The sequence below is a fragment of the Enterobacter cloacae complex sp. 2024EL-00711 genome, assembly GCF_047529885.1.
GTDB classification, from domain to species: domain Bacteria; phylum Pseudomonadota; class Gammaproteobacteria; order Enterobacterales; family Enterobacteriaceae; genus Enterobacter; species Enterobacter ludwigii.
This window is the reverse complement of record NZ_JBLIZC010000002.1, coordinates 454,884-470,119: the sequence shown is the minus strand read 5'-3', so window position 1 is coordinate 470,119 and position 15,236 is coordinate 454,884. Positions and strand designations below refer to the sequence as shown.

Here is a 15,236-nt window from a genome sequence, read left to right as displayed (position 1 = left end):
CGAAGGTCATGGCGCAAAACAGCGCGTTATCAACGCTGAAAGATCTGGCTGAGAAAGAAGTTGATGATGCCGCATTGCAGCTCGGCGCAATGCGACGCGGGTGCCAGCAGGCTGAAGAGCAGTTGAAGATGTTAATCGACTATCAGCATGAATATCGCACCAACCTCAATACCGATATGACACAGGGCATTGGAAGCCAGCGCTGGATTAACTATCAGCAGTTTATTCAGACGCTGGAAAAGGCGATTGAACAGCATCGCCAGCAGCTTAACCAGTGGACCCAGAAAGTCGACACCGCGCTGAATTTCTGGCGCGAGAAAAAGCAGCGACTGCAGGCCTGGCAGACCTTACAGGACCGACAGATCGCGGCAACGACCCTGGCGGAAAACCGCCTGGATCAGAAGAAAATGGATGAGTTTGCCCAGCGCGCATCAATGAGGAAACCGGAATGATCACATTGCAACAACTGCTGATGACCGACAGCGACCTGTCGGGCGGCATGCAAACAGGGAAAGGCACCGACGGTGCACAAGACTTTCTTTCTCTGCTGGCAGGCGCCCTGACGGACGCAACAGGCCAGGGCAACGATGCGCCGCTGACGCTGGCTGACCTGAAAGCAGCCGGCAGTAAGCTGTCAAAAGTTGCTCAGGAAGCCGGGGGAGAGAACACCCTGCAGGCCAAAATAGCCAACCTGCTCTCGCGTCAGCCAGCCCTGACAGGCGATGAACCGACAGCAGCCCCCCCGCTGGACACCCTCGTTTCCGGGCTGGTGCCGGTTTCAAAAGGTGATGCCCTGAAGACCCTGAGCGCGGTGAAAACGCAGGATGACAGCAAAAGCGAGCTGAGCGAAGAAGAGCTGGCAGGGTTGAGCGCGCTGATGGCGATGCTGCCCCACCAGCAGACGGCAACGCCGGTGGCCTCTGGCGCGACAGGTATTGGCGTGACGGCGAAATCAACGCTGAACGCTGCCGCGCTTTCGCAAAATGGTGCAGGTCAACAGTCCATGAGCACCCTGCTGGCGGGCCATGAAAAAGCGCAACAAGCGTCGACTTATCAGGCGCAGGCGCAAAACGCCGATCCGTCTCAACCGGTCAACGCACCGGCGACCCCGATCGTGGCCGCCGCCGCTGAGAAGCAGGATCTCGCCAGTTCACCCTCTTCAACAGCCCCGACCGCAACGCTTACGCCCGTCATTTCCAGCAACGTCACCAGCCACGCTGCCGCAACCGTTGCCACGGCACCGGTATTGAGCCAGCCGCTGGGAACCCAGGAGTGGCAGCAATCCCTGAGTCAGCACATTACGTTGTTCACGAAACAGGGCCAGCAGACCGCAGAGTTGCGTCTGCACCCGGAAGATCTGGGCCAGGTCCAGATTACCCTGAAACTGGATGATAACCAGGCACAGCTGCAAATGGTGTCGGCGCACAGCCACGTGCGTGCGGCCCTGGAAGCTGCACTGCCGGTCCTGCGCACGTCGCTTGCTGAGAGTGGCATTCAGCTCGCGCAAAGCAGTATCAGCAGCGAGAGCTTTGCCGGACAGCAGCAGTCCTCCTCTCAACAGCAGCAACAGGCTTCACGTTCCGGTAATACCGGCGGTTTTAATGAGGAGAGCGATGAGTTACTGCCTGCCCCTGCCGCCCTGCAATCCTCGGCGCGTGGCAACAGTGCCGTAGACATCTTTGCCTAAACGCCAGAGGTAGCGTGATTATCCCCGTCTTTTCCACGCTTTGACGACAGCAGGACACGGGATAATCACCTTATTAAGCTGTACCGAAACAGGAAGCTCGTATCAGATGACTGACTCCGCGATCACCAAAAAAAGCAAGCGTTCCATCTGGATCCCGCTGCTGGTGTTAATCACGCTCGCCGCCTGCGCTACCGCGGGCTATAGTTACTGGCGTATGCAGCAGGAACCTTCTACCGCTGCGGCCAAAGCCGAACCGCCTCCTCCGCCGGCACCGGTATTCTTCCCACTGGATACCTTCACCGTGAATCTGGGTGATGCGGATCGTGTGCTGTATGTGGGTATTACGTTACGCCTGAAAGATGAAGCCACACGTGCGCGCCTGAATGATTATCTTCCTGAAGTGCGTAGCCGTCTGCTGCTGCTGTTCTCTCGTCAGGACGCCTCTACACTTGCTACCGATGACGGTAAGCAAAAGCTGGTCGACGCCATTAAACAGACGCTGGCGACCCCGCTGGTAAACGGTCAACCCAAGCAGGAAGTCACTGACGTTCTGTATACAGCCTTCATACTGCGGTAACGACATGGGCGACAGTATTCTTTCTCAGGCAGAAATCGACGCGCTTCTTAACGGCGACAGCGATAAGAACGATGATCCGCAACCGGGTATTGGCGGCGATAGCGATATTCGTCCTTATGATCCCAATACCCAGCGCCGCGTAGTACGTGAACGTCTGCAGGCGCTGGAGATCATTAACGAACGCTTTGCACGTCAGTTCCGTATGGGGCTGTTTAACCTGCTGCGTCGTAGCCCGGATATCACGGTCGGTGCGATCCGTATTCAGCCGTATCATGAGTTTGCCCGCAACCTGCCGGTGCCAACGAACCTTAACCTGATCCACCTGAAACCGCTGCGCGGCACAGGTCTGGTGGTGTTTTCGCCAAGCCTGGTGTTCATTGCGGTGGATAACCTGTTTGGTGGCGACGGGCGTTTCCCAACCAAAGTGGAAGGGCGTGAATTTACCCACACCGAGCAGCGCGTCATCAACCGCATGCTGAAGCTGGCGCTGGAATCTTACAGCGACGCGTGGAAAGCGATTAACCCACTGGAAGTGGAGTACGTACGTTCTGAGATGCAGGTGAAATTTACCAATATCACCACCTCCCCGAACGATATCGTCGTGAATACCCCGTTCCATGTGGAGATCGGTAACCTGACCGGTGAGTTCAACATCTGCCTGCCGTTCAGCATGATCGAACCGCTGCGTGAACTGCTGGTCAACCCGCCGCTGGAGAACTCACGCAACGAAGATCAGAACTGGCGTGAAAACCTGGTGCGTCAGGTTCAGCATTCTCAGCTTGAGCTGGTGGCGAGCTTCGCGGATATCCCGCTGCGCTTATCCCAGATCCTGAAATTACAACCCGGCGATGTTTTGCCGATAGAAAAACCCGACCGCATTATTGCCCATGTGGATGGTGTCCCCGTGCTGACAAGTCAGTACGGCACAATTAACGGTCAGTATGCGTTACGCGTTGAGCACTTGATCAACCCGATATTGAATTCGCTGAATGAGGAACAGCCCAAATGAGTGACATGAACAATCCGTCCGATGAAAACAGCGGAGCACTGGACGATCTGTGGGCTGACGCGTTAAACGAGCAAAAAACGACTCCGGCCAAAAGTGCAGCGGATGCTGTGTTCCAGCAGCTCGGCGGCGGCGATGTCAGCGGTACGCTGCAGGATATTGATCTGATTATGGATATCCCGGTTAAGCTGACCGTGGAACTGGGCCGCACCCGCATGACCATTAAAGAGCTGCTGCGTCTGACGCAGGGTTCCGTGGTGGCCCTTGACGGTCTCGCCGGCGAACCGCTGGATATTCTGATCAACGGTTATCTCATTGCCCAGGGTGAAGTCGTGGTGGTTGCCGATAAATACGGCGTGCGCATCACCGACATTATTACGCCATCTGAACGTATGCGTCGTCTGAGCCGTTAAGCATGAAAACCCAGGCAACAATATCACAGCCCTCTGCCGTTCCCGGCTCTCCGCTGCTCCAGGTGAGTGGCGCGTTGCTCGGTATTATTGCCTTTATTCTTATCGCCGCATGGCTGGCGAAGCGCTTCGGCCTGGCGGGTAAAACCGCCGGCACCCGCGGTCTGAAGGTCAGCGCCAGCACGACACTGGGGCCACGCGAGCGCGTGGTCGTTGTCGATGTGGAAGATGCACGGCTGGTGCTGGGCGTGACTGCCTCCAGCATCAACGTCTTGCATAAACTGCCGCCAGCCCCGGCAACGGGTGACGAGCGCGCAGAAGTCCCTGCGGATTTTCAGTCCGTCATGAAGAGTTTGCTTAAGCGTTCCGGGAGATCCTGATGCGCCGTTTGTTATCCCTTACGCTTGCGGGCGTCGGCCTGTTTGCCCCTGCGGTTTACGCGCAACTGCCCGGTCTGGTCTCAACCCCTCTTGCAGGCGGCGGGCAAAGCTGGTCGCTGCCAGTGCAGACGCTGGTTTTCATCACCTCGCTGACGTTTATTCCGGCGATCCTGCTGATGATGACCAGTTTCACCCGAATCATCATCGTCTTTGGCCTGCTGCGCAATGCGCTGGGCACCCCGTCCGCGCCGCCTAACCAGGTACTGCTGGGTCTGGCGCTGTTTTTAACCTTTTTCATTATGTCGCCGGTTATCGACAAGATTTATACCGACGCATACCAGCCGTTTAGCGAAGATAAAATCTCCATGCAGGAGGCGCTCGATAAAGGGGCTCAGCCGCTGCGGGAGTTTATGCTCCGCCAGACCCGGGAAGCGGACCTGGCACTCTTCGCCCGCCTGTCCAATACCGGCGAGCTTCAGGGACCGGAAGCCGTTCCGATGCGTATTCTGCTGCCTGCGTATGTCACCAGTGAGCTGAAAACGGCCTTTCAGATTGGCTTTACCATCTTTATTCCGTTCCTGATTATCGATCTGGTGATCGCCAGCGTTCTGATGGCGCTCGGGATGATGATGGTCCCCCCGGCCACCATTGCCCTGCCCTTTAAGATCATGCTCTTTGTCCTGGTCGATGGCTGGCAACTGCTGGTCAGTTCGCTGGCGCAGAGTTTCTACAGTTAAGGAGCCGTAATGACGCCAGAATCGGTCATGATGATGGGCACGGAAGCGATGAAAATCGCGATAGCCGTTGCCGCGCCGTTACTGCTTGTCGCGCTGGTGACCGGTCTGATTATCAGTATCCTGCAGGCCGCCACGCAGATTAACGAAATGACGCTGTCATTTATCCCAAAAATCATCGCCGTGTTCGTGGCGATTATCGTTGCCGGGCCGTGGATGCTGAACCTGTTGCTGGACTATATGCGCAACCTGTTTACCAATCTGCCGTACATCATCGGCTGACCCGACGATGCTGCACTTCACCAGTGACCAGTGGGTTCAATGGCTTGGCGTCTATTTCTGGCCGATGCTGCGTATCCTGGCGCTGATTACAACGGCCCCCATTCTCAGTGAGAAAACGATACCCAAGCGCGTCAAAGTGGGGCTGGGCATCATCATCACCATTATCGTCGCCCCTTCTCTCCCGCCCGTGGATATTCCGATCTTCTCGGCGAAAGCGGTGTGGGTTGCACTGCAACAGGTGATGATTGGCGTGGCCGTAGGCTTTACCATGCAGCTTGCCTTCGCGGCCGTGCGGACCGCCGGCGAACTGATTGGCCTGCAAATGGGTTTATCATTCGCCACGTTTGTGGATCCCGGTAGCCACCTCAACATGCCGGTGCTGGCGCGCATTATCGATCTGCTCGCCATGCTGCTGTTCCTGTCGTTCAACGGCCATCTGTGGCTCATCTCCATGCTGGTGGATACTTTCCATACGCTGCCGATTGGGGAAAACCCGGTGAACAGCAACGCGTTTCTGGCGCTTACGCGTGCGGCCGGGCTTGTTTTCCTGAACGGCCTGATGCTGGCGCTGCCGATCATCACCCTGCTGCTGACCGTGAACCTCGCCTTAGGCTTACTCAACCGAATGGCACCGCAGCTCTCGGTGTTCGTCATTGGTTTTCCGCTGACGCTGACGGTCGGTATTTTATTAATGTCATTACTGATGCCCCTTATCGCCCCCTTCTGTGAGCACTTATTCGGCGAGATATTCAATCTGTTAGCAGATATTGTCAGTGAGCTACCGCGTAAATAATAGCCCTCACAGTTGATATTGTCTTTCTGAGGATATTCCTAAAATAAAACATGAAAAACATCTTCCAGGATATATCTGACGCGGTTTAATTGTTTCTAACCACCTCACAATACTTAATATTTACTTTACTTTAAGAAGATTCCTGGCAAATTATACGTAACTTTACGGGATAGTGAGTCCGCCTGAAAGTCTTTGTCATGCTCACAGGTTTATTAATTTTTTCCATCCCGTATGGCTGTTATGAGCTCTCAGGCAGATGGTGAATTATCGTTACGCATTGAGTGAGGGTATGCCATGTCAACGATCATTATGGATTTATGCAGCTACACCCGGCTAGGGTTAACCGGGTACCTGGCAAGCAGAGGGGTAAGAAAGAGAGACATCAACGATGCACACACCGTTGACGAACTCGCAGCCGCTTGTGACGAACTTAAACCAGGCGTGGTGTTTATTAATGAGGACTGTTTCATTCACGATCCAGCCAACAGTCAGCACATTAAGCAAATCATTAATCAGCATCCAAAAACCCTGTTTATTGTTTTTATGGCGATCGCGAATATCCATTTCGATGAGTATTTGTTGGTTCGTAAAAATTTATTGATCAGTTCTAAATCGATTAAACCAGAGTCGCTGGATGACATTCTGGGTGATTATTTGAATAAAGAAGTTAAAAATGTAGGAGCGGTTAACTTACCCACCCTGTCATTAAGCAGGACTGAATCAAGCATGCTGCGAATGTGGATGGCAGGGCAAGGGACTATTCAGATCTCAGACCAGATGAATATTAAAGCCAAAACCGTTTCGTCACATAAAGGAAATATTAAAAGGAAAATTAAAACGCATAATAAGCAAGTGATCTATCACGTGGTACGCCTCACCGATAATGTGACGAACGGGATTTTCGTCAACATGCGTTAGTCGCTAAAAAAACCCTTTGCACCCTACCTTTGATCTCTGGCCTGGCCAGAGATTTTTGCTTCTGTGGACAGTGTCGGGCGCGCCAGTCGCCACCCGACGCCATGCTATTGCGCTTTCTCTACAAAGATGCCATCCGGGTGTCCCAGTTCGTTAAAAAACCAGATGCCGAGCGGGTAGTCTTCAAGTGATACCAGGTACATCGTGCCTTCACTAAACTCTTCAATTGCCAGGACCACACCCGGGCGGCGCGGCCCACCGTCCGTTTTAACGGTTACCCGATCGTTGACCTTCATACGTTCCTCCTCTGGTTTTGAGCCAGTGTAGAACAAAACGCCTTAACTGGCATCGCTGCCCGGTGTGAATGGCGTTTTTGTGCGCAGTCTATACTTAGGGTTGGAGACGGCAAAATGAGGTACCCCGTAATGAAGACCGACAAAGAGTACAGCGACACCATCAAACGCGAGGTTGAGGTGGATGTCGATGCCCTGCTGGCCGCCATCAATGAGATCAGTGAGTCAGAAGTCCGTCGTTCGGACGACAATTCAGACAGGGTCATTGTGAACGGAAGGGATTATCACACCTACCGTGAACTGGCGGAGGCCTTCGAGCTTGATATACACGATTTTAGCGTGTCTGAAGCAAATCGTTAGGACGAAAAAAATCCCGGTCATGGGGATGGCCGGGATCAAAACTTGCTTATGCAAGAAGCACTTGAAAATTCGTTACACCAGGAAATCTGATGTACACAAAACACTATCCTCAACCATTTTGTATGACAAGCATATATTCTCATGGCGAATATAATATTTGGTACATAATAAATTTAGTTATGAGGGACAACATGCGCTGCATGCGGGTTTGGCAGGAGAGAGACCCTTTTGCCTGACTTAAGCATTAGGAATTTTTTTAGGAATATTCTTAGGTGGCAGTTTGTCAGTTATCAGGAGTCGTTATGCCTTCACTGCAGGATAGCCTGCTGATCTTTTCCGATCTCGACGGCTCGTTGCTCGATATTCATACGTACGAGTGGCAACCGGCCATGCCCTGGCTGGACACCCTCCAGGATAACCAGGTGCCGGTTATTCTCTGCAGCAGCAAGACCGCGGCAGAAATGCTGGATATCCAGCAGGATCTGGGCCTGGAGGGGTTGCCCTTCATAGCTGAGAATGGCGCGGTGATTCAGCCCGACGTGCGCTGGGAGACAGGTCAACACCACATCAGGGGGATGACGCACCGTGACATTCGCCCGCTGATCGACCAGATTCGCCAGCAGCGGGGCTTTAAATTCACCACCTTTGATGACGTCGACGAACGGGTTATCAGCGAGTGGACGGGGCTGACGCGCTATCGTTCGACCCTCGCGCGCCGACACGAAGCCTCCGTCACGCTCATCTGGCGCGACAGCGATGAAAAAATGGCGCAATTTGACGAGGCGCTGGCGCAGTGCGGCCTGAAATGCCTGCAGGGAGCCCGCTTCTGGCATGTTCTGGATGCTCGCTGCGGTAAAGACGTTGCGGTTGACTGGCTGATTGAGCAGTACCGTGCGCGGGAAGGCATTGTGCCGGTTACCCTGGGGCTCGGCGATGGTCCAAATGATGCCCCGCTGCTGGACAGCGTGGACTACGCCGTGGTGATTAAGGGCATTAACCGGCAGGGCATCACGTTACGCGACGATAACCCCGCCCGGGTGTACCACACGCAACAGCCCGGCCCCGCGGGCTGGCAGGAGGGGCTGGATCACTTCTTATCCTGATCGTGCCAGAACACCCGGTTGCGCCCGCACTGCTTGGCCTGATACAACCGGGCATCCGCCACTGACTGCAACTGTTCGAAATCGTAATTGTCCTTTTCCTGGGCGCTACTTACCCCCAGTGAGGCACTGATACGCACGGTGGTACTCTTTTTCACCAGGATCTCTTTACTGTTGATGCGTGAGCGAATGCGTTCCGCAATCCCCCTCGCCTCTTCAAGCCCGCTGCCGGGCAGTACCACGCAGAACTCTTCCCCGCCCACGCGTCCGGCAACATCATTCTTGCGCAGTGCGCTGCCAATCAGGCCCGCGGCATGGGAAAGCACTTTGTCCCCGGCCTGATGGCCAAAGCGATCGTTAATGCTTTTAAAATGGTCGAGATCGATTTGAATCACCGAGAACGGCAGCGACTGCTGCCGACATTTTTCCGACAGCATTTTGGCACGCTCAAACAGGGCACCACGGTTATTCAGGCGGGTGAGCGGATCGTGCCAGGCCTGCCACTGCAAAGAGTGCTGAAGCGTGTACATATTGCTGACCATCCGACGGATAACCAGCCACGAGATAAGAAGCATGGCGGTGAAGAGTGCCCAGAGCAGCGCCAGCACGATACTGATACTGCCGAAGTCCCCCTTCACGCCTTCATGCAGGGTATGAACGCGTAAAATCACACCATCGAAGTGATCGAGCCTCTCCCAGCTGATAAAGCGGCTTCCGAGGCGGATCCCCCCGCCGGTATCGTTCTCGATTGCGTGTGCTATCTGCGCCGTTTCGCGTTCGTCAAACCGGTTCACCAGGCTGCCGGTCTCTTCTGACGTGGCAATCATATTCAGCCGGGTGTCGTACAGCTGATATTCCCCCTCTGTACGCTCTTGCGTTGCCTCTTCCAGCAGATGTTTCATGGTCTTCAATGAGAAATCCATCGCCACAACGCCATACCAGTAATGGTCAAAATAGATCGGTACGCTGGCCGTGATCATCCGTTCACCACCGGTCCAGGGCGACGGGCTGGAGATAAACCAGCGCACCGCGCGAGCGCGATTGTTACGTTCAGACTGCTGGGTAAACCACGGCTGGGTAACCAGATAGTAATAGCGCTGGCTAATATCACTCGTCTGTTCAGGCGTGTCCGTCGCAAGGTAAAACCCGGCGCGTGACGCATAGATAACCCGCTCTTCACTTTGCCCCACCGAGGACGCCAGTCGGAGTAAATACCCCACTTCGAGGGCGGCAGAAATTTCATTGCTGATACGCTCAGGATCACGATTCAACAGCGTGGTTTTTTCGACGAACGCATCCGACACGCCGTTAATGGGGAGAGTGCGTTTTTTATCAACGGCGAGCTGCCAGCTGGGGCGCGTGCGAAAGGCGTTAAAGCGTGAAATCGCTTCATACAGGACATCAAAGGCCAGCGGCGTCTGGATGGCATCACGCATGCTTTTGCGGAAAAACAGCATTTTATCCACGCTGTACTGTAACTGCCGGTCCAGCGAAGTGGCTACCGTTTCCAGATGATTACGCTGGCTGGAGATATACGCATCTTCCAGTACCACCACCTCTCGCCAGGTCAGGAGCGTGGAAAATATCAGTACGATGAGAAAACAGAGATTAACAATCAACCCCGGATTGCTACGCATATGCAGCCATTGCAGAAAAGATCGTCTTACAACAAAGGTCTCGCGCTGCACACACACTCCCTGATTACTGCCCGACGCCGGATACGGAAGGTAAAAACGCCCGGCAAAGCCGGGCGTTATGTCATTAAGCCTTGTCTCGCTTGCGCTGCCCGTCTCCCGGCTGAAGCTCATCTTCACGGAACGCTTCCCGCTTGATGCTATAACCGTCGTGCCACCGGCATTCCACCATACCGCTGGAATACCCGGTGACAATCATACGTGGGCCGCCCTTCTTAGGCTTAACTTCATCACTGACCAAAAAGACCATACCTGCCTCCTGTATCAGGGTGAAACGTTTTCAATTTAGACGAGGAATGATCTTTTTGCACCCCGCAACAGGTAACAATTAGTGCGACGTTCCGCGGATTTTTTCGACCAGTTTTACGGCCCCAACCACGATAATGCCAATGATAAAGCCCAGCACAAGATTAAGCAGCGTGGGCAGAATTGCCGCCACTATGCTGCCCTGCGCCGAGGCGAAATGTTCAATAGCATGGTGCAGCGGCGCGATACCGTGAACCACAATACCGCCTCCGACAAGGAACATCGCCAGCGTGCCAACCACTGACAGGCTCTTCATCAGCCAGGGCGCGGTCACCAGCAGGCTTTTGCCGATACCTTTGGCGATAGCGCTCGATTTTTCTTCCAGCCAGTAGCCGATATCATCCAGCTTAACGATAAGCCCCACCAGCCCGTACACCCCCACCGTGACCAGAATGGCGATCCCTGAGAGGATCAGGACCTGGTTCAGAAGCGGTGCTTCAGAGACAATACCTAACGTAATGGCCACGATCTCCGCCGACAGAATAAAGTCGGTACGAATGGCACCTTTCACCTTATCACGCTCGAAGGTTTTAGGATCCTGCGCGGCCAGCGCCTCAAGACGCTGCTGGCGCATTTCCGGCGTGTCGCTGTTCTTACGTGCGGCGAACGAGTGCAGGATCTTCTCAGCGCCTTCGAAGCATAAAAATGCGCCGCCAATCATCAGCAACGGCGTGATCGCCCATGGGATAAACGCGCTGATCAGCAGCGCAAGCGGCACCAGGATCACCTTATTCAGGAATGAGCCTTTCGCTACGCCCCATACCACCGGTAATTCACGGTTGGCCCGAACGCCGCTCACCTGCTGGGCGTTGAGCGATAAATCGTCTCCCAGAACCCCGGCGGTTTTCTTCGCCGCCAGTTTTCCCATCACCGAAATGTCATCCAGTAAGGTGGCAATATCATCCAGTAATGTTAATAAGCTACTTCCTGCCAAAATCTCATTCCTTCTTTTTTTGGTAATTAAGTGAATAGTATGGAGCAAAAGTGTAAACCCGGAAACAGGCACCTCGCGTCAACAAAAAATTCACATCATCTACACAATTAAAGCGCTCGCCAGCCCGATAGTTTTGGCGTTTACTGTCAGCGACCTTTTCATTTTGTCGCGAGGGATTATGCGTTTCCGGCAACTGCTACCGCTCATTGGGGCACTTTTTTCGCTGTATATCATCTGGGGTTCCACCTACTTTGTCATTCGTATCGGCGTGGAGAGCTGGCCGCCGCTCATGATGGCGGGCGTACGCTTTCTCTCGGCGGGCGTGTTACTGATGGCCTTCCTGCTGTTACGGGGTCATAAGCTGCCTCCGCTTCGCCCGATGCTCAATGCCGCCCTGATTGGCCTGCTGCTGCTGGCCATAGGGAATGGATTTGTGACGGTCGCCGAGCACCAGAACGTGCCGTCCGGAATTGCCGCCGTCGTGGTCGCGACCGTCCCGCTGTTTACCCTGTGCTTTAGCCGTCTTTTCGGCATCCGCACCCGCAAGCTCGAATGGGTAGGGATTGGGATCGGGCTTGCCGGGATCATCCTGCTCAACAGCGGCGGTAACCTGAGCGGAAATCCGTGGGGCGCAGTGATTATCCTGATCGGCTCCATGAGCTGGGCATTTGGGTCGGTATACGGTTCACGAATTGAGCTGCCGACCGGCATGATGGCGGGCGCGATTGAGATGCTCGCGGCGGGAATTGTGCTGCTGATTGCCTCAACGCTGACGGGCGAAAAACTGACAGCCATGCCGGACCTTTCGGGCTTCCTGGCCGTGGGTTACCTGGCTCTATTTGGCTCTGTCATCGCCATTAACGCCTATATGTTCTTGATCCGCAATGTTTCGCCGGCGATCGCGACCAGCTACGCTTACGTGAACCCGGTGGTTGCCGTACTGCTGGGCACCAGCTTTGCCGGCGAAACGTTATCTCCCGTGGAATGGCTGGCGCTGGGCGTGATTGTCTTTGCCGTTGTGCTGGTAACGCTGGGGAAATATCTGCTTCCTGCGAAGCCGGTTGTTACGCCGTGTGAGGTGGAGAAACCGTAAGCGGGTGAATACCCTGGGTGTCGATCTGCGCGGCCTGCCCGCCGCCGCAGATCCACTCTTCCAACCGTTCTGTCAGGTCGGCATCGGTACGTCTTAATCTGCCGCGCAGCGCGCACTCCCAGACAATCAACACCCGCCAGCCCTGCGCGAGAAGCGTGCTAAGGTCACGGTTGTCCCGCGCGACGTTCTTGCCAATCTTCTCCAGCCAGAAATCCGTACGCGTCGCGGGAACCTTAAACAGGTAGCAGTCGTGGTGATGCCAGAAACAGCCGTGGGTAAAGATGATGCATTGATACGCATCGATAACGAAATCCGGACGGCCCGCAAGCGCGGCATCCTGCACGCGGAAATCAAACCCCGCCTCGGTCAGCAGCCCGGCTAGTCGCTTTTCAATGGCGGTATCACGCGTGCCGATGGCACGCATGTTTTTACTGCGCGTCGCCTTATTGTGAACATCCGTCATTGACGGCCTCACTCTCACGTAACGCCACGGCCTGTCTGATGCGGGAGGCCAGCAGTTTTGCCACCGCCGCAAACGCGGGAACGACCACCGAGTTACCAAACTGCCGATAAGCCTGGGTGTCCGACACCGGAATGCGGAAGGTGTACCCCTGCGGGGTCTCAAACCCCATCAGCCGAGCGCATTCACGCGGCGTTAAGCGGCGCGGACGATGACGCTGGTTATCGGGATCGTCAAAATCTTTCTCCCCCAGCGCTTTATCCCAGCCCCGGTCGATCAGGATCTCTGCGCCATCTTTATAGTAGCGAGCGGACAACGTGCGCGTCACACAGTGCGGATCGTTCGGATTAACCATCCCGAAGCCAAAACCGTTGCCTTTGGCCTGGTGTTTTTTCGCATAGCGGTAAAGGTATTTCCACAACACCGGGGTGAGGATAAATTTCGCGTCGACGACAGGTTCCAGCAGGTCGGCCACGGTTGGGCGACGCGCAGGATATAAAGAGGGAATATCCCGCAGGGTAAAATCCCCCTTCAGGTTGAGGTCGCGGCGAAAACCAACCAGCACAATGCGTTCGCGGTGCTGCGGCAGGAAATGCTTACCGTCGATGATTTTCGGGTCATCCGCGCCCATATGCTGAGCGTCCGCTACGTCATACCCCAGCTCATCGAGCGTTTGCATGATAATGCGGAAGGTCTTTCCGCCGTCATGGCTCTTGAGATTCTTGACGTTCTCCAGCACGAAAATCGCCGGACGACGGGCATCGATAATGCGGACAACATCAAAGAACAGCGTGCCTTGCGTATCGCAGGCAAAACCGTGAGCGCGTCCGAGGGCATTCTTTTTCGACACGCCGGCCAGCGAGAAAGGCTGGCACGGGAAACCCGCCAGCAGGACATCATGGGCCGGAATTGACTGGCGAATGTGCTCAGCCGCCTCTTCATCACTCACGCCGCTTTTGTGGCTCAGCGTAACATCACGGATATCGGCGTTGAAACGGTGTTCATGGGGATCGCAGTACCAGTTGGCTTTGTAGGTACGGACCGCATGTTTGTTCCACTCGCTGGTAAACACACACTGCCCGCCAATGGCCTCAAACCCGTGTCGAATGCCGCCAATGCCGGCAAACAGATCGATAAAACGGAAGGCATAGTTCGGGTGCGCGGCTGAAGGACGCGGAAGCAGGTTTTGCAGGTAACGAAACTCGCCCTCACTCAGACGCTGCCCTGCCCGCTCGCTGGTCAGCAGTCTCTTCAGGATTGCCGGGCTCCAGTGGCTCTCACCGTGCGCCACCAGCTGATTCGCCAGCGTTTTAGCATCATAGATATCCAGCAGCTGGCGCAATAAAGCCTGCACCGTTGCCGTTGATTTCTCAGCCTGCTCTGGCGCGGGCTCACTCACTGATCGATTTTCCTGCATTCTTTTAACCGGAGAATAAAGACTGGAAACAGATTACCACAGTTCACTCGCTCAAACTGCGACGGAAGCGGCTCAGCACCTGGCTATCCAGCCCCAGGCAGTCGCCCTGTAATTCGGCACTTAATTTCGCCATAAACTGGATGAGAAAATCGGCGTTGTGTTGCGCAAGTTCGCGCCCCACGTCTGTGTGCATTGTATCAGGCAAGCGCAGCAGCTTGGTCTGAAAATGGTCGAGGGCAAAGGCGCGGTCATTAAGGGTGCGCGCGTCGGCAAACGGGTCTTCAGCGTTAAAGAGCGCCACGCCCAGCGCCCCCGATACCGCAAAGACGCGCGCAAGACCAATAGCACCAAGCGCTTCCAGCCGGTCAGCATCCTGAACAATTTTGGCTTCAAGACTGTGCGGCGCGATACCGGCGCTAAAACTGTGCGCTTCAATGGCATGCTCCACGGCCGCATAGCGTTCAGAGGAGAAATCCGGAAAATCGCGACGCAGAATGTCGAGCGTCTTGCTGGCCGCCAGACGTGATGACTGGCTGCGTTGGGGATGGTTTTTCGGCAGGCTCACAATGTCATGAAAATAACATGCGGTCAGTACCACCAGTGAATCGACCGCCTGGTTCGCCATGATTTTTTGCGCCGTCATCCAGACACGACGAAAGTGCGAAATATCATGCGCAGCGTCGTGGGTCGCGTGGTTTTTATCGAGCCAACGCTCAAAGCGAGACTGCCACTGCGTAAGTTCCATCATCACGTCCTGTTGTTAAAACGGCTACAATAGCAACTTTCCCCGCCGCT

The 15,236-nt window shown here is 55.0% G+C and carries 19 protein-coding genes and 1 pseudogene; 13 read left to right on the top strand and 7 right to left on the bottom strand.

The genetic code is table 11. The features are described 5' to 3' along the window. Positions 1-8 precede the first annotated feature (8 nt). The 10 genes and pseudogenes from fliJ to rcsA all read left to right on the top strand — a co-directional run bounded on the left by fliJ (position 9) and on the right by rcsA (position 6,787). The gene (gene fliJ, locus ACMVME_RS08590; protein ID WP_014170734.1) at positions 9-452 is read left to right on the top strand and encodes a flagellar export protein FliJ; all 444 of its coding nucleotides are present in this window, start codon (positions 9-11) and stop codon (positions 450-452) included. Then, on the top strand, positions 449-1,687 hold the full coding sequence (gene fliK, locus ACMVME_RS08585; RefSeq protein WP_414743410.1) for a flagellar hook length control protein FliK: 1,239 nt from the start codon (positions 449-451) through the stop codon (positions 1,685-1,687). The genes fliJ and fliK overlap by 4 nt, the downstream gene beginning before the upstream one ends. 106 nt (positions 1,688-1,793) lie before the next feature. Continuing rightward, positions 1,794-2,264, top strand: a complete 471-nt coding sequence (gene fliL, locus ACMVME_RS08580) for a flagellar basal body-associated protein FliL (RefSeq protein ID WP_020883336.1) — start codon at positions 1,794-1,796, stop codon at positions 2,262-2,264. A gap of 4 nt (positions 2,265-2,268) precedes the next feature. Next, the gene (fliM, locus tag ACMVME_RS08575) at positions 2,269-3,273 is read left to right on the top strand and encodes a flagellar motor switch protein FliM (RefSeq protein WP_014170737.1); all 1,005 of its coding nucleotides are present in this window, start codon (positions 2,269-2,271) and stop codon (positions 3,271-3,273) included. Next, entirely contained in the window at positions 3,270-3,683 is a 414-nt protein-coding gene (gene fliN, locus ACMVME_RS08570; protein WP_014170738.1) for a flagellar motor switch protein FliN, read from the top strand. The genes fliM and fliN overlap by 4 nt, the downstream gene beginning before the upstream one ends. Positions 3,684-3,685: 2 nt before the next feature. Further along, entirely contained in the window at positions 3,686-4,060 is a 375-nt protein-coding gene (gene fliO, locus ACMVME_RS08565; RefSeq protein WP_025203802.1) for a flagellar biosynthetic protein FliO, read from the top strand. Continuing rightward, positions 4,060-4,797, top strand: coding sequence for a flagellar type III secretion system pore protein FliP (fliP, locus tag ACMVME_RS08560; RefSeq protein ID WP_008500316.1), 738 nt, complete (start codon positions 4,060-4,062; stop codon positions 4,795-4,797). Before fliO ends, fliP begins: the two co-directional genes overlap by 1 nt. A 9-nt stretch (positions 4,798-4,806) precedes the next feature. After that, complete coding sequence (fliQ, locus tag ACMVME_RS08555; RefSeq protein WP_008500315.1) at positions 4,807-5,076, top strand: flagellar biosynthesis protein FliQ; 270 nt, start codon at positions 4,807-4,809, stop codon at positions 5,074-5,076. A 7-nt stretch (positions 5,077-5,083) separates the two neighbouring features. Next, positions 5,084-5,885, top strand: a pseudogene (gene fliR, locus ACMVME_RS08550) (flagellar biosynthetic protein FliR). 278 nt (positions 5,886-6,163) lie between these two features. Further along, the gene (gene rcsA, locus ACMVME_RS08545) at positions 6,164-6,787 is read left to right on the top strand and encodes a transcriptional regulator RcsA (RefSeq protein ID WP_008500313.1); all 624 of its coding nucleotides are present in this window, start codon (positions 6,164-6,166) and stop codon (positions 6,785-6,787) included. A 104-nt stretch (positions 6,788-6,891) separates the two neighbouring features. On the opposite strand, the gene dsrB is transcribed toward rcsA, so the two are convergent. Beyond that, positions 6,892-7,080: a protein DsrB gene (gene dsrB / locus ACMVME_RS08540; protein WP_020883333.1), complete on the bottom strand. Its 189-nt coding sequence runs from the start codon at positions 7,078-7,080 to the stop codon at positions 6,892-6,894. A gap of 129 nt (positions 7,081-7,209) precedes the next feature. Here dsrB and yodD point away from each other — a divergent pair, with 129 nt between their 5' ends. Then, entirely contained in the window at positions 7,210-7,437 is a 228-nt protein-coding gene (gene yodD / locus ACMVME_RS08535; RefSeq protein ID WP_008500310.1) for a YodD family peroxide/acid resistance protein, read from the top strand. Positions 7,438-7,739: 302 nt separating this feature from the next. Further along, positions 7,740-8,540, top strand: a complete 801-nt coding sequence (locus ACMVME_RS08530; RefSeq protein ID WP_068794767.1) for a mannosyl-3-phosphoglycerate phosphatase-related protein — start codon at positions 7,740-7,742, stop codon at positions 8,538-8,540. On the opposite strand, the gene dgcQ is transcribed toward ACMVME_RS08530, so the two are convergent. The 3 genes from dgcQ to ACMVME_RS08515 form a co-directional block, all read right to left on the bottom strand. Continuing rightward, positions 8,525-10,225: a cellulose biosynthesis regulator diguanylate cyclase DgcQ gene (gene dgcQ, locus ACMVME_RS08525; RefSeq protein WP_044867762.1), complete on the bottom strand. Its 1,701-nt coding sequence runs from the start codon at positions 10,223-10,225 to the stop codon at positions 8,525-8,527. The genes ACMVME_RS08530 and dgcQ overlap by 16 nt on opposite strands. 73 nt (positions 10,226-10,298) lie before the next feature. After that, positions 10,299-10,481, bottom strand: coding sequence for a YodC family protein (locus tag ACMVME_RS08520; RefSeq protein WP_014170745.1), 183 nt, complete (start codon positions 10,479-10,481; stop codon positions 10,299-10,301). A gap of 78 nt (positions 10,482-10,559) precedes the next feature. Further along, a complete protein-coding gene (locus tag ACMVME_RS08515) occupies positions 10,560-11,471 on the bottom strand; it encodes a DUF808 domain-containing protein (protein WP_020883330.1) in 912 nt (303 codons plus the stop codon). A gap of 178 nt (positions 11,472-11,649) precedes the next feature. On the opposite strand from ACMVME_RS08515, the gene yedA reads away from it, so the two are divergent. Continuing rightward, positions 11,650-12,564, top strand: a complete 915-nt coding sequence (gene yedA / locus ACMVME_RS08510; RefSeq protein ID WP_020883329.1) for a drug/metabolite exporter YedA — start codon at positions 11,650-11,652, stop codon at positions 12,562-12,564. On the opposite strand, the gene ACMVME_RS08505 is transcribed toward yedA, so the two are convergent. From ACMVME_RS08505 to ACMVME_RS08495, 3 genes are all read right to left on the bottom strand, one after another. After that, positions 12,536-13,027, bottom strand: coding sequence for a very short patch repair endonuclease (locus ACMVME_RS08505; protein ID WP_020883328.1), 492 nt, complete (start codon positions 13,025-13,027; stop codon positions 12,536-12,538). The genes yedA and ACMVME_RS08505 overlap by 29 nt on opposite strands. Further along, complete coding sequence (locus ACMVME_RS08500; RefSeq protein WP_047355482.1) at positions 13,008-14,423, bottom strand: DNA cytosine methyltransferase; 1,416 nt, start codon at positions 14,421-14,423, stop codon at positions 13,008-13,010. Before ACMVME_RS08500 ends, ACMVME_RS08505 begins: the two co-directional genes overlap by 20 nt. Before the next feature lie 61 nt (positions 14,424-14,484). Beyond that, the gene (locus ACMVME_RS08495) at positions 14,485-15,186 is read right to left on the bottom strand and encodes a phosphohydrolase (protein WP_063924792.1); all 702 of its coding nucleotides are present in this window, start codon (positions 15,184-15,186) and stop codon (positions 14,485-14,487) included. Positions 15,187-15,236: the final 50 nt, after the last annotated feature.

Coding starts and splice junctions, on each gene's coding strand:
- rcsA (WP_008500313.1), top strand. CDS start 6,164: ATGTCAACGATCATTATGGATTTATGCAGCTACACCCGGCTAGGGTTA.
- yodD (WP_008500310.1), top strand. CDS start 7,210: ATGAAGACCGACAAAGAGTACAGCGACACCATCAAACGCGAGGTTGAG.
- ACMVME_RS08495 (WP_063924792.1), bottom strand. CDS start 15,186: ATGGAACTTACGCAGTGGCAGTCTCGCTTTGAGCGTTGGCTCGATAAA.
- ACMVME_RS08505 (WP_020883328.1), bottom strand. CDS start 13,027: ATGACGGATGTTCACAATAAGGCGACGCGCAGTAAAAACATGCGTGCC.
- ACMVME_RS08530 (WP_068794767.1), top strand. CDS start 7,740: ATGCCTTCACTGCAGGATAGCCTGCTGATCTTTTCCGATCTCGACGGC.
- dsrB (WP_020883333.1), bottom strand. CDS start 7,080: ATGAAGGTCAACGATCGGGTAACCGTTAAAACGGACGGTGGGCCGCGC.
- fliN (WP_014170738.1), top strand. CDS start 3,270: ATGAGTGACATGAACAATCCGTCCGATGAAAACAGCGGAGCACTGGAC.
- ACMVME_RS08520 (WP_014170745.1), bottom strand. CDS start 10,481: ATGGTCTTTTTGGTCAGTGATGAAGTTAAGCCTAAGAAGGGCGGCCCA.
- fliK (WP_414743410.1), top strand. CDS start 449: ATGATCACATTGCAACAACTGCTGATGACCGACAGCGACCTGTCGGGC.
- yedA (WP_020883329.1), top strand. CDS start 11,650: ATGCGTTTCCGGCAACTGCTACCGCTCATTGGGGCACTTTTTTCGCTG.
- fliJ (WP_014170734.1), top strand. CDS start 9: ATGGCGCAAAACAGCGCGTTATCAACGCTGAAAGATCTGGCTGAGAAA.
- fliL (WP_020883336.1), top strand. CDS start 1,794: ATGACTGACTCCGCGATCACCAAAAAAAGCAAGCGTTCCATCTGGATC.
- fliM (WP_014170737.1), top strand. CDS start 2,269: ATGGGCGACAGTATTCTTTCTCAGGCAGAAATCGACGCGCTTCTTAAC.
- fliP (WP_008500316.1), top strand. CDS start 4,060: ATGCGCCGTTTGTTATCCCTTACGCTTGCGGGCGTCGGCCTGTTTGCC.
- fliQ (WP_008500315.1), top strand. CDS start 4,807: ATGACGCCAGAATCGGTCATGATGATGGGCACGGAAGCGATGAAAATC.
- fliO (WP_025203802.1), top strand. CDS start 3,686: ATGAAAACCCAGGCAACAATATCACAGCCCTCTGCCGTTCCCGGCTCT.